The sequence below is a fragment of the Mesorhizobium sp. LSJC285A00 genome, assembly GCF_000503155.1.
Classification (GTDB): Bacteria; Pseudomonadota; Alphaproteobacteria; order Rhizobiales; family Rhizobiaceae; genus Mesorhizobium.
Genome location: NZ_AYVK01000049.1, coordinates 1 through 23415 on the forward strand (window position 1 = coordinate 1; position 23415 = coordinate 23415).

Consider the following 23415-nt stretch of genomic DNA (forward strand, 5'->3'; position numbering starts at 1 on the left):
GTCGGCCTGGCGGCGGCGGCGGCGGCACTCTTCATCGGCGCGGTCGTCGGCACGCTGGCCGGCTTTGCCGGCGGCCTTGTCGACGAGGGGCTGATGCGCATCACCGATGCCTTCCAGACCGTGCCGAGTTTTCTCCTGGCGCTGGCCTTCGTCAGTGTCGTCGGGCCGTCGCTCGGCGTCGTCGTCACGGCAATAGCGCTTGGCGCCTGGACCGGACCGGCGCGTGTAGCCCGCGCCGAAGTGCTGTCGATCCGCGAGCGCGATTACGTCGCCGGCGCTCGCGTCATCGGCATGCATCCGCTTGAGATCGCTTTTCGCGAAGTGCTTCCCAACGCTCTGCCGCCGGTGCTGGCCTTGTCCTCGGTAATCGTGGCGGCCGCGATCCTCACCGAGGCAGCGCTTTCCTTCCTCGGTCTCGGCGACCCCAATCGCGTCACCTGGGGCGGCATGATTGCCGAGGGCCGCACTGTGCTGCGCACCGCGCCCTTCCTGTCGATCGTTCCAGGTATCGCACTCGTGCTGACCGTGCTCGGTATCTATCTCGCCGGCGAAGGCGTGGTGGAGACGACGGTCGTGCGGAGGAGCCTGTCGTGACCGCGCTGGCTGAGATTCGCGATCTCTCGGTGCACTATCGGCGGGATGGGACCGAGGTGACGGCGCTGAAGGGGGTCAGCCTGGATGTTATTGCCGGCGAGCGGCTGGCGGTCATTGGCGAAAGCGGTTCGGGCAAGAGCACGCTGGCGCTGGCGGTGGCTGGACTGCTGCCGGCGAGCGCCAAGATTGAAGGGCATGTCAAGTGGCGATTTCAGGCGCCGCGATCCTTCCCACCCCCCTCTGTCCTGCCGGACATCTCCCCCGCAAGGGGGGAGATCAGCAGCTTTGCCGACGGCTTCCCTTCTGCAACGTTCGTGGTTGGCGAAGGCGGAGATGAGAGAGCAATCTCCCCCCTTGCGGGGGAGATGTCCGGCAGGACAGAGGGGGGTGTGACGGAACGCCGACCTCTCAAATTAACCGAGCCCAGCACGCTCCCCCTTCCCGGCCGCGACATTGGTTTCGTCTTCCAGGACCCCTCCGCCAGCCTCGACCCCGTCATGACCGTCGGCAAACAGATCGCCGAAGTCGCCCGCACCCACCTCGGCCTCGACTGGCCACAAGCTTACGCCAAAGCCAAAACCCTGCTCCAACGTGTCCGGCTGCCCGACCCACAAACCGCCATGCGTGCTTTCCCGCACCAGCTCTCCGGCGGCCAGAAGCAGCGCGTTGCTGTTGCCGCGGCCATTGCAGCCGGTCCGAAACTGCTGATCGCCGACGAGGCGACCAGCGCGCTGGACACCATTGTGCAAGCGGAAATCGTCAGCCTCATTCGGCAACTGGTGGCGGAGGACGGCATGACGCTGCTGTTCATCAGCCACGACATCGCGCTGGCCGCCGAACTCGCAGCGCGTATCGCTGTATTCCGGAACGCCGAACTGATCGAACTCGGCCCGACGGAGCAAATCATAAACGCCCCGCGCCATGCCTATACGCGAACGCTGCTCGACGCCCATCTCGGCCTCGACGCCGATCCGCTGCTACGACGGGCGCCGGCATGAACTTGCTCACCGTCTTCGGTCTTACCAAGCGATACCGTCGTGGCGGCAAGGCCATCGCGGCCGTCGACGGTGTCTCCTTCGCCATCGAACCCGGCGAGACGCTGGCGCTGGCCGGGCCCTCCGGCAGCGGCAAGTCGACGATCGCGCGGCTGGTGCTTAGGTTGATCGAGCCCGACGCCGGCACCGTCCAGTTCGAAGGCGATGACTTTCTGCTCTTGAAGGGTGCGGCCCTGCGCACCAAGCGCGCGCGCCTGCAAATGGTTTTCCAGGATCCGCTCGCCGCGTTCAACCCGCGCGCCACGGTGGCTCGCGTGCTTGACGATCCCTTGCGCATCCATGCCATCGCTTCCCGCGCCGAGAGGCCGGCCCGCATTGCTGCCTTGCTGGAGCGCGTCGGGCTGGCAGCCGATCTCGCCTCGCGCGCCATTCACGAAATCTCCGGCGGCCAGCGCCAGCGCGTCGCCATCGCCCGAGCCATCGCGACCAAACCGTCGCTGATCGTGCTCGACGAAGCGGTGTCGGCGCTCGACGTTTCGGTGCGCGGACAGATCCTCGAGCTGCTGCTCGACCTGCAGGTCAGGGAACGGATCACCTATCTCTTTATTTCCCATGACCTCGGCGTGGTGCGGGCCATCGCCCACCGCGTCGTTCTTCTCGACGCCGGGCGGATCGCCGAGAGCGGCGACGCCCGCAACGTAATCGACGCGCCGCAGTCGGCAATCGGCAAGGCGCTGGTTGCGGCGGCGCCAAGATTGAACAAAAGTAGCAGGCAGGTACCATGACCGAACCAGAAGCCAGAGCCGAAAAACTGTCGCTCGAACTCGATTCCGCCTTCCGCAACCGCGCCGATCTCTACCGTCTGTTTCTCGACGAGCTGACCGGCGAACTCGGCGCGGAAAAGGCCGAGGCGATCATGATCCGCACCATCGAGCAGCGCGGCAAGGAGGTGGCGGCGGCCGCCTTCGCCCGTTTCGGACCTAACGACGCGCCGGCCATCGGCGAGGCATTTTTGGCCGTCAGCCCGGATGGCGGCCTGATGTATCCGACGGATGTCGAGCGCGGGCCGGACCACATCGCTTTCAAGGTGAAGCGTTGTCCGCTGAAGGACGCCTGGGTCGAGGCCGGTGTCGGTGATGAAAAACTCGCCACGCTCTGCCGCATCGCCGGCGCTTTCGACCGTGGTCTGTTCGAGGCAACGGGCGTGCGCTTCGACAATGTCACCTGGACGCCGGGCCACGGCTCCGGCTGCTGCCACATCGCGCTGACCAACCGGGATGCCGCCGGATAGGCAGTTGCTGATCAGCCGGCGGCAAACACATGCAGCTCCGTGCCCGCCTGTTCGGCAGCAGTGCGCAGGTCGGCCTTCGGTTCGCTGTCGGTGACGATATCGGCAATGTCATCGAGCCCGCAGATGCGTTCGAGACTGCTGCGGCCAAACTTGTCGTGGGTCACCACCAGCACCGTCGACAATGAACGCGATATCATCGCGCGTTTAACGGCTGCGGCACCCGAGATCATGTCGCTCGGACCATCGGCGCTTATCCCCGATGCCCCGATAATGGCGACGTCGGCATTGTAGCGGCGCAGGAACTCGACGGTGTCTTCGCCCAACACGCTGCCTTCCCGGCTATCATAGGTCCCGGGGCAGAGCAGCACCCGAAAGGTCGGATTGGCGCCGGCCACAGAGGCCACTCCGGTGGAATTGGTGATGATGGTCAGGTCGCGCTTCAGCTGCGAAAGGTTGCGCGCCACCTCATAGGTGGTCGAACCGCCATCGATCATCACGATCTGGCCCTTCTCGACAAGGCTTGCCGCGCCGCGGCCGATGCGGGCGCGCTCCTCGATCAGGGTCAGGCCACGCTCGGAAATCACCGGTTCTGATGTCACCAGCGAGATCGTCGCACCGCCATAGGTGCGGTTGATCAGCCCGGCATCGCCGAGTTCGATGAGATCGCGGCGGATGGTCTCGCCGGCGACGCCGATGCGCCGTGCGAGCTTGGAGATGCGTATCGACGCCGACCGGCGCACTTCCGAAAGGATAAGCGCGTGCCGCTCCTTCTTCGTCAGTCGGCCCTGATCCATGATTATTCCATTCCCTTTGCAGCAATCAGCGCGTCGCCAAGCTCGGCAAATCCCTCCGCGCCGCGCCCGCTTGTGACGAAGGCGGGAGACGCCGGAAGCTCGCCGGCGAAGTCCAGCACATTAGCGACGCCGACGCTGTTGGGGAAGAAGCCGAACATTGGTGCATCGTTTGGACTATCGCCGACGAAGACAATGCTGTCCTTGTCGTGGTCTATGTCTATACCAAAACAGTCGCGCAAGAATAGCCGGCTTGTTGACAGTTTGTCGTATTTGCCGAACCAGCCATTGACATGGATGGACGAGATTTTCGCCGCCGCTCCATAGCGCTGAAAGATAGCGACGATCTTCAGCACTTCAGATTTGGGCAGCGGCGCGACATCCTCGCGAAAATCGATCGCCAAATCGGCTTCGCGATAGGCCTGGTCAGCGGCGACCGCCGCACCCGGAATTTCCGCGAGCACGGCGCGTTCGATCTCGCGCAGGCGCGCCGCGTCAGCCTGCCTTTCCCCGGCACTCCTGGCATAGTGACGAACGATGCGCTTGGCAGTGCCGTCATAGCGGAAATAGAAAGCGCCGTTCTCGCCGATCACGCCATCGACCGGCCATTGCCGCGCGATCAGGTCGCACCAGCCGGCAGGGCGGCCGGTCACCGGCGCGACAAGGAAGCCGGCCTGCTTCAGCCGCTCGAGCGCCGCATAGGCTTTTGCCGGCAGCCGTCCCTTGTCGGTCAAGGTGTCGTCGATATCGGTCAGAACGACGGCGATGTTGCGCCGGTCCAGCGCGGTGAAGTCGGCAAGCGGACGCAGCACCCGCTCAGGCTCCCGCCGCAACCGTTTCGAGCGAGGCAGCCGCGACGTCGAGCATGGTGAACCTGTCGCGGATCAGCCGGGCATTGGCGACCGCCTCGTCGTAGAAGCCAGCCGGTATGGCAACCTCCTGCGGCGTGGTCGGCGCGCCGGCGGCGCGCAGTGCTGCCGCGATCTCGCGCGCCGGGCGTGCCACCCGCACCAGCCTTTCACGATGCGAGCGCCATTGCCTGGCCAGCATGGTGTTGATGGCGTTTGCCCGTTCGCGGTCCAGCAGCTTGGGCTTGAATGCCGCCCAGCAGGAACGTCCGAGCGTTTCGCCGAAGATCTCGATGAAGCGTTCTGGCGTATCCGCGGACGGCGCGAGCTGCAGCTCCGGCAGTGCCAGCACGCGCTCCTGCAGCCGCGCCATCGTCAACGTCGTCACCGCTATGTGTTCGCCGTGATGCGCCTCAGGCAATCCCTGGCCCCGCATGTCGATATAGTGGGCGATCAGATGTTCGCCCTGGCTGGCCGGATAAGAGCCGCCGCACAGTGTCATGCCGAGACCGGACATGACCAGCGTGCGCACCAGCACTTCCATCGCCTCAAGGTCGCCGGTCCCGAGTTCGCCGGCTTTGGCGATAAGCGCCTCCTCGTCCTCAGCCAGAAGCATGAACGGCGCCTCCCGGTAGGGCGTGCCGAGCAACAGATGCGCCATCAGCCAATCGGTCTGCGCGGTCGGCCGCGCCATCGAATCGCCGAAGCCGGCAGCGATCAGCCGGTGCGGCGCTCGCGCCATGACATCGAGATCGAGGAAGACACCGACCGGCAGGCTCGCCGTCAGCGATTTCTTCAGGCCGTCCTCTGTGATTGCCGCAGACACCGAGGTGTAGCCGTTCATCGACGGCGCGGTGCCGAACACCGCATAGGGCTTTTGGGTCAGATGGGCGGCATATTTGGTGATGTCATTGATCGAGCCCGATCCGACCGCGACCAGACCGCTGGCGTCTTTCGTGCGGGCGATCACCGATCGCACGGCGTCCATGTCGGGATGCGGATGGCGCGGCAGGATGATCTTGTCGACATCGCTGGAGCCGCGCAGCGCAATCGACACTCTCTCGCCGAGAGCCAGCCTTGTGTCGGGATCCATGACAACGGCGAGCCTGCGGCCGAGCGGCAGCGGCTTGACCAGCGCATCGGCTTCATCGCCGAGACCGCGCCCTATGACGATGGTCTTCAGCGGCACCGACAGCATTCCCTGGCTGTCCGGGTCAGGCAGCGTGCCGGCAATAAGGCGATCGAGCATTTGTCTGGACATAGGATGCAGTCCGGTCAGTCAGCATGAAGCGGGGTCAGGGCATCGAACAAGGTGCGATACCGGCGGTAACTTCTGTCGTAGGCGGCCTTGGCGGAAGGATCAGGGTCGATCGTCTCGATGTGGCCGGCCAGCCTTTCAGCCGCCTGCTGCACTGAGGAGGTAAGGCCGATGGCTGCGGCGGCAAGGATTGCCGCACCGATCGGCGAGGCATCGGCCGCACCCGCGATCTCGACCGGCCTGCCGCTGACATCGGCACGGATTTGCGCCCATACCCGGCTGCGCGCGCCACCGCCTGAGAGCCGGATGCGATCCGTCGCGATATCGAGATCGTCCAGCCGGTCGACCACGTCGCGCATGGCAAAGGCACAGCCCTCCAGCACGGCACGGGCACAAGCGGCTTTGCCGTGGAAGGATGTCAGGCCGTAGAAAGCGGCACGCGCTTCGGCGATCCAGCGCGGCGCCATGGCACCGGACAACGCGGGCAAGAACAGCAAATCGTCGCTGCCGGAAACCACCGTCGCCGCCAGTTCCGACATCGCCGCCGGCGAATCGACGCCGAAGGTTGTTAGAAACCACGTCACCGCGCCGCCCGAGAGCCATCCGGGATTGGAGATGAAATAGCCGTTGCCGAGAAAGCGATGGGTCTCGACCAGGCCGCCGGGGTCGAGGCGAAGCGTGCCGGACACCGCGCCGACCACTTCGGCCGTGCCGAGATTGCAGGCGACGACACCGGGCACGACAACCCCGGCGCCTATGGCGGCCGAAAAATCATCGCCGGTGCCGACCGCCAGCGGCGTGCCCACAGGCAGACCGGTGAGCTCGGCGCCGGCGTGGGTCAAGGCGCCGGCGATCTCAGATGCATCGTCGATGCCGGGCAATTTATCTGCATCGATGTCGAAGGCCGCCAGCAGATCGCCGGCATAGTTGTGCTCCTTCAGCCCATAGAGCATGGTCGTCGAGGCCAGCGCGTGATCGATGACGGCACGACCGCACAGCGCCGCGACCACGAACGATACCGGTTGATGCCAGAGCGCCACCCGGCGCGCTTCGGGCAGGTTGCGCGCGGCCCAGCGGATTTTCGCCGCCATATGAGTGGCGTCCAGAACGAGACCGGTGCGCTCACGGATGAAGTCCGGATCGATGCCGGCGATCTCTCCTGCCGCCCGCCGGTCCATCCAGATGATGCACGGAGCCAGCGCCTCACCATTGCCATCGACCGCGACGCAGCCGTCGAGCTGGCCGGCAATGGCAATGCCCTTGATGTCGGACGGCGCAAGCCCAGCCTTGTCGAGCGCGCCGGCAATGGCCGGCTTGAGCGCCGCCAGCCACAGCGCCGGATTCTGTTCGGCCCAGCCGGGCGCCGGGAAGGCCGGCTGGTACAACACAGCGGCCTCGCCACGCAGCCGCAATTCGTCATCGACAACGATCGCCTTCAGGCTTTGTGTGCCGAGATCGATGCCGATGACTGGCATTAGACGCGCTCGCAATCCGCGAGGACATCCCGCAGTTGCGAGAGGATAGAACCTTTCGTCGGCGAATAGGAGCCATCGAAAACCGCTGTGCCAATGGTAAAAGCGTTGGCGCCGGCCAGCTTGATTGCCTTGATCCGATCGGCTGATGCCACAGCGCCGGCGACGATCAGATGCCGCGACGGACCAAGCCCGCGCCGGGCTGCGCGCACCAGTTCGGCCGGGTCGGCCTCGGTGGCGCGATAGGCGAGGATGTCGCATCCCGCACAACCCTTCTCGGCGAAGGCCCGGCAGTCGGCCTCGACATCCTCGGCCGAACCGCCGAGCTTGGTCGGATGGCCGACCGGCCGCCCGGGAAAAGGGTAGTATTCGGTGCCGCTCCCCTCCAGCAACGCCATGATCTCGTCGACCTGGGTACCACCGAGCAGGCGCTGGATGCCGAGATCCCTGGCGATGCGCGCGGAATTAAGGCAGGCCTCAGCCGTCGTCGAGACAACTTCCATGTAAGTGGTGGCGCCTGTCCGGCCAATGGCGACAGCGAGCTTGCGCAGCACATCCGGCGCGACGCCAATATCCTTGAAGCCGACATGCTTCAGGCCGACCGGCTCAATCAAATCGACCAGGTCGAGACAGTCCTCGACCGTGCGATCGTTGCGCGTCAGCATGAAGATGAAGTCCATCCGAAAGGTCCCTCGCCTGGTCGGGAAAGCCGGTTTGCTGCCGGTCTGTTAACACCTCCCAACCATTTGTTGCAAGGTGCCACATTTTGATTTGCAGTACCACACATTTTATGACAAAACGGGCGCCGGCCCGCCAGGCACGACTTCTAGGGAGAGGGAAGAATGCTCAAGCCGCTGAGACGTACCGCGTCCAGACTGCTCGTCGCAGTCGTATTTGTGTGGCCCCTGACGTGGCAAGTGACACAAGCGGACGCGTGGGATCTGAAAGAGGCGTCGAAACCCTATAGCGGCCAGACCATCCGCATGGTCGGCGAGGCGCTGCCGCCGCTCGAAGCGCTGAAGAAGATGGCGCCGGAGTTTGAAAAACAGACCGGCATCCATGTCGAAGTCGAGATGTACGAGCACTCGGAAGCCGTCAACAAGGTGCAGCTCGATCTCAACTCGCACCGCGGCCGCTACGACGTCATCATCCAGCCGCATCGCGAACTCGGCAAGTTCGCCACCAACAACCATCTGGTCGAAATCGCCAAGATGATGGCCGACCCGGCTTTGCGCGATCCGAGCTTCGAGCCGGAGAAGCAGCTCTACCAGACCGCCTGGCACGAAATCTCCTGGTATGACGGCAAGGAGTACGGCTTCCCCTTCACAGTGCTCAACATGTTCATGTGGTATCGCTCGGACCTGCTCGCCGATCCCAAGGAGCAGGCAGGCTTCAAGGCCAAGTATGGCTACGGCCTCGCTCCCGCCAAGGACTGGAAGCAATACCGCGATATCGCCGAATGGTTCTATCGCCCCGACCAGGGTTTTTACGGCACCGCCCTGCAGGGCAAGCGCCATGAGGCACTGTGGTATGAGTGGCTCAATTTCCTTTATTCCTTCGGCGGCGACGTGCTCGACGTGAAGAGCGGCTCGGCCTGCGGCCCGGTCATCGTCAACAGCCCCAAGGCCGTCGCCTCGCTCGAATATTACAAGAGCCTGCTGCAATTCTCGCCGCCGGACAGCCTCAACTATTTCTGGGATGATGTCATGGCGCTGATGCAGCAAGCCAAGGTCGCCGAGCTGATCATGTGGAACGACGCAACCTATGCCGTGTCGGTCGACACCACGGCCTCCACCGTGGTCGGCAAGGTTGGCTTCGATCTCGTGCCGCAAGGCGACGGCGGGAAGATCGGCCAGGTCGAGGGCTGGACCTATCTCATCCCGGTCTATTCGAAGAACCAGCAGGCCGCCTTCCTCTTCGTCCAGTGGATGATGGGCTATGACCGCCAGCTCGAACAGCATCTCAATGGCGGCGCTTCAGGTCGGCCGGATGTCTATGCCTCCGCCGAGGTGCAGAAGCTGCCCTATGCCAAGGCTTCGATGGAGGCCAACGAGCATGCGGTGCCGAAGGCGACGCTGCCGCAATCGGCCGAGATGACCGACATACTAGTGCGCGAACTGTCATCCTACCTCGCCGGCGAAAAGGAGGCGCAGGCCGCCCTCGACACCGCCGCCACCGACATCTCGACACTGCTCGGTTCTTGCGCACCCATGACCTATCCGGCACGATAGGCCTTGAGATGTCGCGCAGAGGCTACCCGCACAAGCGGGTAGCCGTTCTTGTCCGCAGGAAACGCCCGTGACGAACCGCACTCCATCGCCGCGCGGAATGCCGCTTCTCGACCGTGGGGTGGGGCCGCTCTTGATGCTGCCGGCGACGCTGCTCGTCGTCGTCTTCCTGGTCGGCCCGTTCTACTACATGGTCTACACCGCGCTGACCGACCTCAGCTTCGCCGACGCCAGCCATGCCGGCGCCTTCGTCGGTTTCGACAATTTCCGCAAGCTGATGCGCAACGACCCATTCTTCTGGGCATCGTTCCTGCTGACGCTGAAATTCGTCATCATCGCCGTCGGCCTGGAATTCCTGCTCGGCTTTGCGCTGGCCTTCCTGATCTTCCGCTTCGTCGCCAGCCAGCGGCTTCTCACCACACTGCTGCTCATCCCGATGATGATCGCGCCGGTCGCCGTCGGGCTGATCTGGCGGCTGCTGTTGCAGGGCGATTTCGGCATGCTCACCTTCTACATGCGCAAGGTCGGCCTGCTGGCGCAGAATTCGGCGGTGCTTTCGGCACCCGACCTGGTGTTTCCGACCATCGTCGCCATCGATGTCTGGCAGTGGACGCCTTTCGTCACCCTGATCATGCTCGCCGGGATGATGAGCCTGCCGCGCGCGCCGTTCGAGGCGGCGATGATGGATGGCGCCAAACCGTTCCAGATTTTCCGAAACGTCATGCTGCCGCTGCTGCGGCCGGTCATCGCGCTCGTGCTGCTGCTGCGCGGCATCGACGCCTTCAAGGAGTTCGACAAGGTTTTCCTGATGACCGGCGGCGGACCGGGAACGCTGACCGAGCTGGTCTCGATCTACGCCTACCGCGTCAATTTCCGTAACTGGGACCTCGGCTACGGCGCCGCGGTCGCCTTCATGATCTATCTCGTCGTGCTGATCCTGTGCTCGGTCTTCTACAAGGCCGTCTACTGGTCGAGCCGCAAGCAGGTGGGGGCGTTTTGAGGGCGCTGCGATGATCGATCAGTCCACCAACCGCGCCTGGAAAAGCTTTGCCTGGGCGGTGTTGCTCGTCGCCGTCGTGGTGGCGCTGACGCCTTATGTCTGGATGGTGCTGGCGTCGTTCAAGAACCGCGTCGATCTTCTGTCTTCTGTGCCGAAATGGATTTTTTCGCCGACGCTTGCCAACTATCCCGCCGTCTTCATCGACAAGGGATACTGGCCGCTGGCGATCAATTCGGTGCTGATCTCGGTGNGGTGTCGTCGACCATACTCTGCATCGTCATCGGCGCGCCAGCGGCCTATGGCTTTGCCCGCTCGGATTTTCCCGGCAAGGAAGACCTGTTCTTCTTCTTCCTGACCACGCGCATGGCGCCGCCGATCTCAATCGCCGTGCCGCTGTTCCTGTTCTTCACCTCGCTGGGCCTGATCGACACCATCTACGCCGTTGTGATCGCCCACACCTCCTTCAACCTGTCGCTCGTCGTCTGGATGATGCGCGGCTTCTTCGCCGAAATCCCCAGGGAGATCGACGAGGCCGCGATGATGGACGGCCGCTCGCGGCTCGGCGCATTCTTCTTCGTCGTCGCGCCGCTGGCCGCACCCGGCATCGGCGCCACAGCGGTGCTCTGCTTCATCCTGTCGTGGAACGAGTTCCTCTATGCCTTCATCCTCGTCGCTTTCGACGGGCGGCCGCTGACCGTCGGCATACCGGGGCTGGTGACGCCGCATGGCACGCTCTGGGGACAGGTCGCGGCAGTCGCGATCGTGGCAACGCTGCCGATCGTGCTTTTCACTTTCCTTGTCCAGAAACAGCTCGTCCGCGGCCTCACCTTCGGCGCGGTCAAGGGTTGAAGGGATCTTGTATGGCAATTGTTTTCGACGGCGTCACCAAGGCCTTCCCGGACGGGACGGTGGCGCTGCAGGCGCTCGATCTTGCTTTCGAGCCCGGCGAATTCCTGGTTCTGCTCGGCCCGTCCGGTTCCGGCAAGACGACAGCCTGCCGGCTGCTCGCCGGGCTGGAGCGGCCGACCGCCGGGCGCATCATGGTCGAGGGCCTCGATGTCACCGACCTGCCGCCGCGCCTGCGCGGCATGGGCATGGTGTTCCAGAACTATGCGCTCTACAGCCATAAGAGCGTCTACGAGAACATCGCCTATCCCTTGCGCATCCGAAAGATGCCGGCTGCCGAGCTCGACCGCTGCGTCCGCGCCATGGCCGAGCTGCTTGAGATCACCCGTTACCTAGACCGCCGCCCTTCGCAATTGTCGGGCGGCCAGGCGCAGCGCGTGGCTGTGGCCCGCGCCCTGGTCTGGCAACCTAGCCTCTGTCTGATGGATGAGCCGCTGTCCAATCTCGACGCCTTGTTGCGGCTCCACATGCGCACCGAGCTGAAGCGTCTGCATCGCGAGCTGAAAAAGACCTTCGTCTTCGTCACACACGACCAGGAAGAGGCGGTGACGCTGGCGACCAGGGTCGCGGTGTTGCGCGAAGGCGCACTGATCCAGTACGACGACCCGCGCGAGATTTATCGGCGGCCTGCCAATCGCTTCATCGCCGAATTCATCGGCCGTCCAGCGATGAACACGTTCGATGGCGATGTCCGCGCCGGCGTCTTCCACGCCAGCGGTTTCACTTGCCCGCTGCCGGGAAAGCCTGACGGCCCGATCGTGCTCGGCATTCGCCCGGAACAGATCCAGCTGGTCGACGCCTCCGCAAGCGATGCCATCCAGTTTGCCGTCGACGTCGTCGAACCGGTCGAGCCGGACGTCCTGATCTTCGCCAAGAGCGAGGCCAACGCGCTGATCGTCAGGACCGTGAATGACGATCGCGCTTTCGATCCCGGCCAGCCGCTTTATCTACGCTTTCCGCCGGCAGCGCTGCACACATTCGATGCGGTGTCGGGAGCGCGGCTGCCGTGAGCACGCTGCTCGCTTTGGTGCCGCTGGCCGCCGCTGCTCTGGTCTGGCGGCTGTTCTACAGCTTCAACCGGTCGCGGCGCTGGTTCTCGATGGGCGAACTCATCTTCTGGGACGCCATTGCACTGGTAATCCTGCAGCTTGTCTGGCTGATCTGGTTCTGAATGCGCATTCCAGCAACGCAGATCAGTAGCCCAGCGCACAACCGTCCTTGCGCGGATCGGAGGCACCGGTGAGCGTGCCCTTTTCCCAATCGATCAGCACCAGCTGGCCGCCGCCATGCGGCTCCTCGGCGATCGAAACCTGATGGCCGCGCTGACGCAGGCCGGCGATCGCCTCAGCCGGAATCCCGCGCTCGGCCAGCACGGCATTGTCCTTGTAGAACACCCGTGGCGCATCCAGTGCCTGCTGCGGGTCCATCCCGAAATCGATCATGTTGGTCAGCAGATGGACATGGCCGAACGGCTGGTAGCCGCCGCCCATCACCCCGAACGGCATCACCACCTTACCCCCTCGCGTCGCCATGCCAGGCATGATGGTGTGCATCGGTCGCTTTCGCGGCGCGATACGATTTGGATGGCCTTCCGTGAGGCGAAAACTGCTGCCGCGATTCTGCAGCACGACGCCTGTCTTGGGACCGACGACGCCGCTGCCGAAGGAACCGAAGGTCGAGTTGATGAAGCTGACTGCATTGCGGTCGCGGTCGACCACGGAGATATAGACGGTGTCGCTGCGCGGCAGCTCAAGCCGCGGCAGATGCGTCATGGCGAGGGCCGGATCGATGGCGGCGCGCAGCCGCTCCGCATAGGCTGCCGACAGCAGTTGTTCGACGGGGACCTGGACGAAATCCTGGTCGCCGATGAAAGTATCGCGGTCCTGGTAGGCAAGCCGGCCGGCTTCGATCTCGAGATGCAGCCGCGGGGCACTGTTCGGCTCCAACGAACCAAGGCTGAAGCCCGAAAGCACATTCAGCATGATCAGCGCCGTCACGCCCTGATTGTTCGGTGGCATCTGATGGATATCGTAGCCGCGATAGGACGTATTCACCGACGTGACGTAGTCGCCTTGGGTCTCGGCGAAATCCTCCAATGCATGCAGCCCGCCCAGCGCGCGAAGACGTTCCACCAGATCGTTCGCGACCTCACCTTCGTAGAAACCGGCGCGGCCTTGGCTTGCCACGGCGCGCAGGGTTTTCGCGAGTTGCGGTTGCCGGTGCACATCGCCAGCTAGCGGCGCCCTTGCCTCGGGCAGGAAGATCCGCGCCGCATGTTCGTCGGCGGCGAGCAGGGCGACCTCGTCAGCCCAGTCGAAGGCGACGCGATCATGAACGACATAGCCTTGTTCGGCATAGCGAATGGCCGGAGCCAGCGCGGCGTCGATGCCCTTCCTGCCGTGATCTTCAAGCAGCCGGCACCACGCGTCGATGGCGCCCGGAACGGTGACGGCATGCGGTCCGGTTCCAGGCAGTTCGCCATGGCCCCGCTCCAGAAACCAATCGGCATTTGCAGCAGCAGGCGATCGCCCCGAGCCGTTGAAGGCCAGGACCTCGCCCTCGCCTTTGGGGCTGTAGAGCACAAAACAGTCGCCGCCGATGCCGGTCGATTGCGGCTCGACGACGCCTTGCACCGCCGCCGCGCAGACGGCGGCATCCATGGCGTTGCCGCCGGAGCGCAGCATGTCGATAGCCGCCAGCGTCGCCAACGGATGCGATGTCGCCGCCATCGCTTCGGTGGCGCGAACCGGCGAGCGTCCGGTGAGTTGAAAATCACGCATGCAATCCTCTGATGATCCACCCGCCGGTAGTAACCTCAATGCTTGATACGGTCGCGCATGGCGTACCACAACATCCCCAGCACATAGAGCGGACCCCGTAGCGCCGTACCGCCCGGGAACGGCATCGGAGTCAAAGTCGAGAACAGGTCCAGCCGCGAGGCGTCGCCCGTAATCGCTTCGGCCAGCAGCTTGCCCGACAGCGTTGACAGGATGACGCCCTTGCCGGAATAGCCATGCGCGAAATAGACCTCGCCATAGTGCCCGACATGCGGCAGCCGCGACGTGGTCACCGACACCAGGCCGCCCCAGGCATGATCGATGCGGCAGCCCTTCAGCTGCGGGAAGGTGGCCTCCATGTGCGGCCGCACGAAGCCGGCAATGTCGGCCGGCGGCGATGGCGTGTAGCGCTCGCCGCCGCCGAACAGCAGCCGACCGTCCGCCGACATGCGGTAGTAGTTGACGACGAAGCGCGTGTCGGACACCGCGACATTGGCCGGGATGACATTGTGTTTGCCCTCCAGCGGTTCGGTGGCGACGATGTAGTTGCCGACCGGCATGATGCGGCTGTTGAGGCGCGGCTCCAGCCCATGCAGCAACGCGTCGCCGGCCAGCACGACATGTTTGGCCCTTACCGACCCCTGCGCCGTCGAGACCCGGATCGAAGGCTCGCGCTCCAGCTTTACCGCGACGGAATTTTCATGGATGACGACACCGGCCGCCACGGCGGCACGGGCAAGGCCGAGCGTGTAGTTCAGCGGATGCATATGGCCGCCGAGCGGCTCATACATCGCGCCATGATAGGGCGTGTCCACCTTGCCGCGTGCCTGCGCCGCCGACAGGATCTCGACGTCGCGGAACTTCATCACGCTCTCGAGGCATTTGGCCTCGTCTTCGAGATCCCTGAGGTCGGAGCCATTAACGGCACCGACGAGATGGCCGGTCAGCCGCAGATCGCAGTCGATAGTGTGGCGCTCGATGATGTCGAGCACCAGGCCCCGCGCCTCGAAGGCGAGGTCGAACAGCGCCTTCGCCCGCTCGGGACCGTAGAGCTTGACCAGCCCCTTGGCGCCTTTGCGCAGGCCGGGAATCATCTGGCCGCCATTGCGGCCCGACGCGCCCCAGCCGATCTTGCCGCCTTCGAGCAGCACCACCTTCAGGCCGCGCTCGGCGGCATGAAGGGCGGCCGACAGGCCGGTGCAGCCGCCACCGACCACCACCAGATCGGCGCCGACATCTCCCACCAGCGCCGGATGGTCCGGCGCCGGATTGGCGGTGGCGACATAATAGGAATTGCCGATATCGAGGCTCGAATTGAAACCCGTTGAGCCGGAGGCCATGATCACACCTTCAGCAGCAAATGGTCGCGTTCCCAGCTCGTCACCACGCTCTGGAACAGGTCGAGTTCGACGCTCTTGACGCGCAGATAGGTCTGGAAAAAATCCTCGCCGAGCAATGCCCGCACCGGCTCGCAAGCAATGAAACGATCAAGCGCCTCCTCCATCGTTTTCGGCAGCGTGCTTTTGATCTTGTAGGCATTGCCCGAGGCCTCAGCCGAGCGCGCCAGCTTCTGCTCGACGCCGAGATAGCCGGCAAGCAGCGAACCGGCGATCGCCAGATAGGGATTGCAATCCGCTCCCGGCAAGCGGTTCTCTACCCGCCGGGCGGCGCGGCCACCTGCCGGCACGCGCAGGCCGCAAGAGCGGTTGTCATGCGACCATTCGATGTTGGCCGGTGCGCTGTGGTTCGGCCGGATGCGGCGGAACGAGTTCACGTTGGGTGCGAACAGCGGCATGATCTCGGGCACATATCTCTGCAGGCCGCCGATGAAATGGCCGAACATTTCGGTGTCTGCATCATCTCTGTCGGCAAACAGCGCGGCGCCTGTCGTTTCATCGACGACAGACATGTGCAGATGCATCGAGCTGCCGGCCTGCGCCGCGATCGGCTTGGCCATGAAGGTGGCGTGCATGCCGCTCTGCTGCGCCGCTTGGCGGGTCAGCCGCTTGAACAGCAGCACCTGGTCGGCGAGTGGCACCGCGTCGCCGTGCAGCAGATTGATCTCCAGCTGCGCGGTGCCCGATTCATGGATCAGCGTGTCGAGCGGCAGGCCGGCGGCTGAGGCATAATCATAGACGCGCCTTATCACCGGCTCGAATTCTTCCAGCGCCACCATGTCATAGGGATGCTGCGAGCCCTCGGCGCGGCCATTGGCGCCAACCGGTGCTGTCAGCGGCTGGTCGGGATTCGGATTGGGCGCGGTCAGATAGAATTCGACTTCCGGCGCCACCACCGCGCGCCAACCGCGCTTCCGGTAGAGATCGAGCACGGCGCGCAGCACATGTCGTGGCGAGGCCATCCAGGGCTTGCCTTCCATGTGGAAGGCGTCGGCGAAGACATAGGCTTTGCCAGGGCCAGCGCCCGGCGCCAGGCACAGCGTCGACATATCAGGCACCATGCGCATATCCGGGTCTTGATAGGCAAAGCCTTCGTCGATCGAACCGGAGTAGCGGCCATCGATGCTGACCAGGAAAGCGCTGCTCGGCAGGTAAAGTGCGCGGTCTTCCAGCGCCTTGAGGAATTTTGCTGTCGGCAGCGCCTTGCCGCGCAGCACGCCATTCATGTCGGGCACCAGGCACTCGACCTCCGTGATGCCGTGCTGGGCGAGCCAGGCCTTGGGATCGTTGCCGGTGAAGAGAGCGGTGTTGGTATTTTTGTCCTGCATTTTGGTTCACGTACCTATGAGAGAGAGTATGGCTTGCGCGGCCACATCCGTTCCAGGGGTCAGCGCCATCTTGGCAGCATTGTCCCTGAGGCGGGCGCGCATCGCATCGTCGGCCAGCAGGCCGAGAATGGCTCTCTCCAATCCCCCTTCGGTCCAGGCGTCGCGGCCGATATGGTCGCCCACGCCCGTCTCTCCCGCGCGTTGCGCATTGTCATGTCCGTCCCAGCAATAGGGCATGATCAGCGACGGCACGCCGAAGCGCAGCGCCTCGCAAAAACTGTTGTTTCCTCCGTGATGAATAAACAGGTCCGACTTCGCCACCACCGAAGGCTGCGGAAACCAGGCGTCGAGATAGACATTGTCCGGCACCGCGCGGTAGGCGTCGCGCAGGCCGCCGGCATTGACGATGAAGCGCGCCGGCAGCCGGTCGAAGACGGCGAGCATGCGTTCGATCAGCCCGACATCCATCGCGCCGAGACTGCCGAAGCTGACATAGACCAGCGGCCCGCCATTGCGCGGAAACACCGGCACCTCGAACGGCCCTTCCGAGCGCACGCAGCCTTCGAGATAAACGAAGCGTTTGGGGTCGAGCGGCTCGGCCCGCTCACGCCGTACGATCGCTGGCGTCAGCAGCAGATTGAGGTCGGGTGATGTCTCGAGGAACAGGCCCTTGGGCAACGGCGCCAGGCCGGCATCCGCGCGAAAACGGTTGAAGCACTCATGCGCGGGTGCGGAGGCCGCGAGATAGCGCGCTTCGAACGCCGCACGTTGCGGGTCGTCGGCACCCATCCCCGAGAGATAGGGCGGCACCTCGGCATCCGGCAGTTCCGTCTCGGCACAGGAGACGACGCGCACCCACGGGCAGCCGGCGGCGGCGATCGCCGGGAACATGATGACGTTGTCGAGCACCACCGCGTCCGGCTTCAGCCGCGCCAGCAATTGGCGCAGCGGCGCCTCGGCGTTGACGGCGGTGTCGACGATCGCTTGCCAGGTCGGCGCGACATAGGTCTCGAGCTGGTCGATCGGGCTCAGCCGGAAATGCGGCAGGTGCCGGCGCACGAAGGCCTGCCAATAGCTCTGGCGGTCGCTGTCGCTCAGCGGCTCATCCGTCGGCAGATGGTATTCCTGGAAGCCATAGTCGGTAAAGACGCCGGAGAAGCCGGCATGGCAGATGAAGACGGGGCGAGCGCCCCGTGCGCGCAATGCCTGTGCGATACCGACGCAATTCAACGCGGCGCCGAAACTGGCCTCGGGAAACAGCGCGATGGTCGGGCTGGCTTTACGCGTCAATTATTCCTCATCAATCCGGCCGGCTGATCATGCCGAACAGTGCGGGAGCTCCGCGGCTGGCTGCTTGCGGTCGCTGGCTGCGGGAGAGCCGCAGGTGGATGCGAAGCAGATCGGCAGCCACCTCATACTGCCGGCTTTCAAGATAGTCGAGTATGCCCGAGTGTTCGCGCAACGATTGCCGCAGCCGAAACACGTTGACGCCGGAATAGATGCCCGGCAGCCGGCGCAGGCGGAGATGATCGGCCAATGCATCCGACACAAAACGGTTGGCGCAGCCCTCGGCGATCATGCCATGAAAATCCATGTCCAGCCGCTGGAACTCGCGCGTGTCGAATGTCTCGTCCGGCAGCGCTGCAAGCGCTTCCATGCCTTGCCGCAACATTGCTGCCCGCGCCCCGTCCAGCCGAAAGCCTGGCGTCAGGATGGCCGCCGGCTCCAGCACCAGGCGGAACTCGTAGCTTTCGCCTTGCGCCTCCGGATCGTCCGGCGCGCGGCGAAACAACCAGGATTGCCCAGGCGCACGATCCAGAAGATTCTCGTCGGTCAGTTTGTTAAGTGCTTTTAGTACCGTCTTGCGATCAGCGCCGTAGCGTCGCATCAGCCCCGCGATGGTCACCGTCTGGTCCAACCGTCGCGCCGAGCGGTCGCGCAGGATGGCTTCGGCGAGCTCGTCTTCCTCCGCACTGGGTAGTTCGGCGGCAATGGCGGGCTGGGCGGCGAGGTCGACCGTCAGATGATAACCGCTGTCGGCCTCCCAGCGCACCACGCCCCGTTCCGCGAGCAGGCCGAGTGCCGCGCGTACGGGCGTGCGCGAGACATTGCACAGCGAGGCGATCTGCTGTTCGGGCAGGCGGGCGCCAGGCTCGAAGCCACGCTGCCGCGCCACATCCAGGATGCGTTGCGCCAGATCGAGATGGTTGGTGCGAGGTCGTCTGGCTACGGCTTGCATGACTTTTCTCGAATGCGAATGTGGCGCATTGGTCCGGCTGATCGCCGGAACAGGGACAATCGGCCAAATTCCTCCGTCGGTTGACAGATTATGGATTGACGTACTTTTTTCTGCAATAGTACTGTCGGCGCAATCGGCGGGAAAAGACCGAGGGAACAGGATCGAGGCAGGCGCGCGTCGCCGGCTTTGGTCCGGCAAATGATTTCGACGATCAAACCGAATGGGAGACTGCCATGACCGCTACCAGCCTGCGGCGCCGTGCGCTCAATACATCCTCAATCGCTCTCGGTCTCGCCCTGACGCTCTCGGTGCCGGCCGCCGCAGCCGACCTCGTTATTTCGAACTGGGATGGGTACATGGCACCCGACGCCATGGCCGCTTTCAAGACCGCCACCGGCGTTGCCGGCGAAGTGGTGGTGCACGCCACCAATGAAGAGATCATGGGCAAGCTGATTGCCGCCGGCGGCAAGGGCTATGACGTGGTCTTCGTCTCCTCGCCCTTCGCCGAAGTATTAAACAAGCTTGGCCTGACCGAGCCGATCGACCATGCCAAGATCCCCAACCTCGCCAACCTCTATCCCGAAGCGACCAAGCTGCCGCACGATGTCGGCAACGCTTTCTCCGTGCCTTACACCTGGGGCACGACGGGCCTCTGCTACCGCTCTGACCTTGTCAAGACGGCGCCCACGAGCTGGAGCGACCTGCTCGCCCCTTCCGACGAGATGAAGGGCAAGACCACCATGCTGGCGACCGATCGCTGGCTGCTGGCCGCCGGGCAGCTCGACAAGGGCTATTCGGTCAACGAGACCGACCCGGCCAAGATGGCCGAGGTCAAGGACCTCTTGATCTCCGCCAAGAAGACCCTGCTCGCCTATGACGACACCACCTTCTATTCCAAGCTGGTTTCCGGCGAGGCGCTGATGGTGCAGGCCTGGGACGGCTGGTGCAATTACGGCATCGCCGACAAGCCGGAGATCAAATACGTCATCCCTAAAGAAGGTTCGGACCTGTGGGTCGACACGATGGTGGTGATGAAGGCGTCCGAGCACAAGGACGACGCCTTCAAGTTCATCAACTTCATGCTCGACGCCAAGAACCACGCCTGGGCGGCGCAGAACATCGACTACAAGGTGCCGAACAAGCCGGCGATGGAAAGCCTGCCGGCCGACTTCCTGGCCAAATTCCCCAACATGGCGATGCCGGTGGCCGATCTCGTCAAGTTCGAGCAGTTGCGTGACGTCGGCGAAGCCCAGCGCGACTATTCCAAGATCGTCAGCGACATCAAGGCCGCGCAGTAAGCGGCGCAGACTTCACGGCCGGCAGCACTTCTGCCGCCGGCCCTGAGCGGTACCCGAGAAATTGTCCCAGACCCGACTTCGTTCCTCTCTGCTGATGGCCCCGGCGCTGGTCTGGCTGACCGCGCTGATGGTGGTGCCATGCGCCCTGGTGCTGGCGCTCGCCTTCTTCCGGCGCGGCGTCTATGGCGGCATCGACTACACTTTGACGCTGGAAAATTTCGGGTTGGTCTTCGACCCGCTCTATGCCGGCATCTTCCTCAACTCAGCACGTATCGCCGGCACCGCGACCTTGATTGCGGTGGTGATTGGCTATGCCGCAGCCTATGCGATCGCGGCCGCACCGCGCCGGTGGCAGCCAATTTTCCTGTTCTTCGCCGTGCTGCCGTTCTGGTCCAACTATCTGATCCGCACCTATGCCTGGATCGTGCTGCTGAACCGCGAAGGGCTGATCACCCAGCTCTTGCGCTGGTTCGGCTACACCGGCGAACCGCCCTCGATGCTCTATACCGAAGGCTCGGTCATCGCGGGCCTCGTCTACAACTATCTGCCCTTCGTCATCCTCGCCTGCTACGCGCCGCTGTCGCGCCTCAACCCGGAACTGGCCGAGGCATCGCGCGATCTCGGCGCCTCCGCTGCCACCACTTTCCGACGTGTCATCCTGCCGCTGACCGTGCCCGGCATCGCTGCGGGTGCTGTCTTCGTCTTCGTGCTGTCGATCGGCAATTTCGTCACCCCGGCGCTGCTCGGTGGCGGCCGCTTCCAGATGATCGGCAACCTCGTTTACGACCAGTTCCTGACTGCCAATGACTGGCCGTTCGGCGCAGCGCTCGCCATGGCGCTGATCGCCATCATGCTTCTGGTGCTGATGGCGCAGGCGCTCGCCGCCGACCGCGCCGCGGGGCGTGCGGCTGAGGCAAAGGGTGACGCCGATGGCTGAGCGCTGCGCAATTCTTGCCTTCTCCCCGTTCACCGGGAGAAGGTGCCCCGAAGGGGCGGATGAGGGGCGGCGTCAACCTTTGCGACGCTCAGCGCTGCCCCTCATCTGCCTGCCGGTATCTTCTACCCGTGAACAGGGAGAAGGACTCTGGTCGTTCGCTTGCCTTCCAATTGTCGGAGGCCGGCGATGACCCATTCCTTCACCCGTACGCTCGGCATGCGGACGATCCTCACCCTCGTCTTCGCCTTCCTCTACATCCCCATCGCCGTGCTGGTGGCGCTGTCCTTCAACGAAGGCGGATTGCCGACGGCATGGTCGGGCTTTTCGCTGAAATGGTATGCCTCGCTGGCCGGCAATTCCGCCATCCTTTCCGCTGCGCTCAACACGCTGATCGTGGCGTTGGTCTCCACGGCCATCGCCACGCTGCTCGGCACGCTGCTGGCCATCGGCATCGAGATGCGCCGGCAATACGGCAGGGGTCTCGAGGCGCTGATCTTCGCACCGATGATCATCCCCGACATCGTCCTGGCGATCGCTCTGCTGTCGTTCTTCTCCATGCTAAACCTGACCATGGGCCTGCACACCATCATCCTCGCCCATGTCGTCTTCAACCTCGCCTTCGTCTGCTCGGTGGTGCGCGCAAGGCTAAAGAGTTTCGACTGGTCGATCGTCGAGGCCTCCGCCGACCTCGGCGCCTCGGCTCTGACCACCTTCCGGCGTGTGACATTGCCGGTCATCGCGCCGGCAGTGATTGCCGGCGCTCTGCTTGCCTTCACGCTCTCGGTCGACGAGTTCATCATCGCCTTCTTCACCGCCGGTGCCGGCCGCGCCTCGACGACGCTGCCTATGCAGATCTACGCCATGATCCGCTTCGGCATCACGCCGGAGATCAACGCGCTGGCGACCATCGTCATGGCGGTATCCATCACCGCGCTGACCCTGTCGCAGCGGCTCAACCGTGGGATCATCGGCCAATGAGCGAACCGCGCACGCTGCTGGCCATTGATAACGTTTCGAAGAAGTTCGGCCGGGTCACCGCCGTCGACGGCATCTCGCTCGACATCCGCGAAAACGAGTTCTTCGCGCTGCTTGGACCCTCCGGCTGCGGCAAGACCACGCTGCTGCGCATGCTGGCCGGCTTCGAGACGCCAACCGACGGCCGCATACTGCTCGATGGCAAAGACATCGCCCGGACCCCGCCCAACAAGCGGCCGGTCAATCTGATGTTCCAGTCCTACGCGCTGTTCCCGCATATGAGCGTGCGCGCCAATGTCTCCTACGGGCTGGAGATGGAGCGCTTGCCGAAAGCTGAAATCCGTTCCCGCGTCGACGCCATTCTGGCCACCACCGAGCTTGTCCCCTTCGCGGACCGTAAGCCTGAGCAATTGTCGGGTGGCCAGAAGCAGCGCGTCGCGCTCGCCCGCGCGCTGGTCAAACGGCCTCGGTTGCTGCTGCTCGACGAACCGCTCGGAGCGCTCGACAAGAAACTGCGCGGCGCCATGCAGTTGGAGTTGAAGCGCCTGCAGCACGAAGTCGGCATCACCTTCGTCATCGTCACCCACGACCAGGAAGAGTCACTCGTCATGGCCGACCGCATGGCGGTGCTCAAGGACGGCCAGCTGCTGCAATGCGACACGCCGCACGTGATCTACGAGCATCCCACCGACCGTTTCGTCGCCGACTTCATCGGCGTGATGAATTTCGTACCGGGCAAGATGTCTGCGGATGGCGTGATCGCCGCGAACGGCGCGCGCATCACCGGCAAGTTTCCCGCCAAGCTCACACCCGGCGCTTCCGCTGTCGCTTCGGTGCGACCCGAGCGCATCCGGCTGTTCCCGTCAGCCGAGACCGCCAACCGCATCGCCGGCACGGTTGAGGCGCTGGCCTATCACGGGCTCGACCTGCAGCTGCATGTCCGCACGCCTCTGTCGCCAAAACCATTTCTGGTGCGCGTCACCGCCGATGCCGCCGACCGCCGGCCGGTCTCGTCGGGCGATCAGGTCGAACTCGGCTGGGACGCCGCCGATGTCAGAATTTTTCAGGAATAGGAGAGCTT

General features: G+C 64.2%; 23 protein-coding genes. 13 read left to right on the plus strand and 10 right to left on the minus strand.

What is annotated here, in order from left to right:
- The 4 genes from X726_RS141570 to X726_RS141555 all read left to right on the plus strand — a co-directional run.
- Window positions 1-594 (plus strand): ABC transporter permease (locus tag X726_RS141570; protein WP_023672926.1); only part of this gene is annotated, 594 nt, incomplete at its 5' end.
- A complete protein-coding gene (locus X726_RS141565) occupies window positions 591-1592 on the plus strand; it encodes an ABC transporter ATP-binding protein (RefSeq protein WP_023672927.1) in 1002 nt (333 codons plus the stop codon). The genes X726_RS141570 and X726_RS141565, both read left to right, overlap by 4 nt.
- Window positions 1589-2374 carry an ATP-binding cassette domain-containing protein gene (locus tag X726_RS141560; RefSeq protein ID WP_023672928.1) on the plus strand — a complete coding sequence of 262 codons (786 nt, stop codon included), beginning with the start codon at window positions 1589-1591 and terminating at the stop codon, window positions 2372-2374. The genes X726_RS141565 and X726_RS141560 overlap by 4 nt, the downstream gene beginning before the upstream one ends.
- Window positions 2371-2880, plus strand: coding sequence for an L-2-amino-thiazoline-4-carboxylic acid hydrolase (locus X726_RS141555; RefSeq protein ID WP_023672929.1), 510 nt, complete (start codon window positions 2371-2373; stop codon window positions 2878-2880). The genes X726_RS141560 and X726_RS141555 overlap by 4 nt, the downstream gene beginning before the upstream one ends.
- Window positions 2881-2891: 11 nt before the next feature.
- Here the strand turns inward: X726_RS141555 and X726_RS141550 are convergent, their stop codons facing one another.
- Genes X726_RS141550 through X726_RS141530 form a run of 5 tightly spaced genes read right to left on the minus strand, consistent with a single transcriptional unit; the run spans window position 2892 to window position 7929 of the window.
- The gene (locus X726_RS141550) at window positions 2892-3674 is read right to left on the minus strand and encodes a DeoR/GlpR family DNA-binding transcription regulator (protein WP_023672930.1); all 783 of its coding nucleotides are present in this window, start codon (window positions 3672-3674) and stop codon (window positions 2892-2894) included.
- Window positions 3675-3676: 2 nt separating this feature from the next.
- Window positions 3677-4480 carry an HAD-IIB family hydrolase gene (locus X726_RS141545; protein WP_023672931.1) on the minus strand — a complete coding sequence of 268 codons (804 nt, stop codon included), beginning with the start codon at window positions 4478-4480 and terminating at the stop codon, window positions 3677-3679.
- 7 nt (window positions 4481-4487) lie between these two features.
- Complete coding sequence (locus X726_RS141540; protein ID WP_084630924.1) at window positions 4488-5780, minus strand: iron-containing alcohol dehydrogenase; 1293 nt, start codon at window positions 5778-5780, stop codon at window positions 4488-4490.
- Window positions 5781-5794: 14 nt separating this feature from the next.
- Window positions 5795-7252 (minus strand): FGGY family carbohydrate kinase, encoded by a 1458-nt coding sequence (locus X726_RS141535; RefSeq protein ID WP_023672933.1) that lies wholly within the window; start codon window positions 7250-7252, stop codon window positions 5795-5797.
- Complete coding sequence (locus X726_RS141530) at window positions 7252-7929, minus strand: 4-hydroxythreonine-4-phosphate dehydrogenase (protein WP_023672934.1); 678 nt, start codon at window positions 7927-7929, stop codon at window positions 7252-7254. Before X726_RS141530 ends, X726_RS141535 begins: the two co-directional genes overlap by 1 nt.
- Before the next feature lie 237 nt (window positions 7930-8166).
- Here X726_RS141530 and X726_RS141525 point away from each other — a divergent pair, with 237 nt between their 5' ends.
- From X726_RS141525 to X726_RS1000000170815, 5 genes are all read left to right on the plus strand, one after another.
- A complete protein-coding gene (locus tag X726_RS141525; RefSeq protein ID WP_023672935.1) occupies window positions 8167-9480 on the plus strand; it encodes a sugar ABC transporter substrate-binding protein in 1314 nt (437 codons plus the stop codon).
- Between the two features lie 67 nt (window positions 9481-9547).
- Window positions 9548-10477, plus strand: a complete 930-nt coding sequence (locus X726_RS141520; protein ID WP_155923309.1) for a sugar ABC transporter permease — start codon at window positions 9548-9550, stop codon at window positions 10475-10477.
- A 252-nt stretch (window positions 10478-10729) separates the two neighbouring features.
- Entirely contained in the window at window positions 10730-11326 is a 597-nt protein-coding gene (locus X726_RS0136495) for a carbohydrate ABC transporter permease (RefSeq protein ID WP_050588581.1), read from the plus strand.
- 11 nt (window positions 11327-11337) lie between these two features.
- Window positions 11338-12393: an ABC transporter ATP-binding protein gene (locus X726_RS141515; RefSeq protein WP_023672937.1), complete on the plus strand. Its 1056-nt coding sequence runs from the start codon at window positions 11338-11340 to the stop codon at window positions 12391-12393.
- Window positions 12390-12554: a hypothetical protein gene (locus X726_RS1000000170815; protein ID WP_023672938.1), complete on the plus strand. Its 165-nt coding sequence runs from the start codon at window positions 12390-12392 to the stop codon at window positions 12552-12554. The genes X726_RS141515 and X726_RS1000000170815 overlap by 4 nt, the downstream gene beginning before the upstream one ends.
- Before the next feature lie 22 nt (window positions 12555-12576).
- Here the strand turns inward: X726_RS1000000170815 and ggt are convergent, their stop codons facing one another.
- From ggt to X726_RS141490, 5 genes are read right to left on the minus strand one after another with little or no spacing between them, the layout of a single operon-like run.
- Window positions 12577-14163 carry a gamma-glutamyltransferase gene (ggt, locus tag X726_RS141510; protein ID WP_023672939.1) on the minus strand — a complete coding sequence of 529 codons (1587 nt, stop codon included), beginning with the start codon at window positions 14161-14163 and terminating at the stop codon, window positions 12577-12579.
- Between the two features lie 35 nt (window positions 14164-14198).
- Window positions 14199-15500: an FAD-binding oxidoreductase gene (locus X726_RS141505; protein WP_023672940.1), complete on the minus strand. Its 1302-nt coding sequence runs from the start codon at window positions 15498-15500 to the stop codon at window positions 14199-14201.
- A 2-nt stretch (window positions 15501-15502) separates the two neighbouring features.
- A complete protein-coding gene (locus X726_RS141500) occupies window positions 15503-16885 on the minus strand; it encodes a glutamine synthetase family protein (protein ID WP_023672941.1) in 1383 nt (460 codons plus the stop codon).
- Between the two features lie 6 nt (window positions 16886-16891).
- Window positions 16892-18175, minus strand: coding sequence for a glycosyltransferase (locus tag X726_RS141495; protein WP_023672942.1), 1284 nt, complete (start codon window positions 18173-18175; stop codon window positions 16892-16894).
- 10 nt (window positions 18176-18185) lie between these two features.
- Complete coding sequence (locus X726_RS141490) at window positions 18186-19124, minus strand: GntR family transcriptional regulator (RefSeq protein ID WP_023672943.1); 939 nt, start codon at window positions 19122-19124, stop codon at window positions 18186-18188.
- 233 nt (window positions 19125-19357) lie between these two features.
- On the opposite strand from X726_RS141490, the gene X726_RS141485 reads away from it, so the two are divergent.
- The 4 genes from X726_RS141485 (at window position 19358) to X726_RS141470 (ending at window position 23407) form a co-directional block, all read left to right on the plus strand.
- Window positions 19358-20422 (plus strand): spermidine/putrescine ABC transporter substrate-binding protein, encoded by a 1065-nt coding sequence (locus X726_RS141485; protein WP_023672944.1) that lies wholly within the window; start codon window positions 19358-19360, stop codon window positions 20420-20422.
- 94 nt (window positions 20423-20516) lie between these two features.
- Window positions 20517-21359, plus strand: coding sequence for an ABC transporter permease (locus X726_RS141480; RefSeq protein ID WP_023672945.1), 843 nt, complete (start codon window positions 20517-20519; stop codon window positions 21357-21359).
- A 186-nt stretch (window positions 21360-21545) separates the two neighbouring features.
- On the plus strand, window positions 21546-22337 hold the full coding sequence (locus X726_RS141475) for an ABC transporter permease (protein ID WP_023672946.1): 792 nt from the start codon (window positions 21546-21548) through the stop codon (window positions 22335-22337).
- Window positions 22334-23407: an ABC transporter ATP-binding protein gene (locus tag X726_RS141470; protein WP_023672947.1), complete on the plus strand. Its 1074-nt coding sequence runs from the start codon at window positions 22334-22336 to the stop codon at window positions 23405-23407. Before X726_RS141475 ends, X726_RS141470 begins: the two co-directional genes overlap by 4 nt.
- Window positions 23408-23415 lie beyond the last annotated feature (8 nt).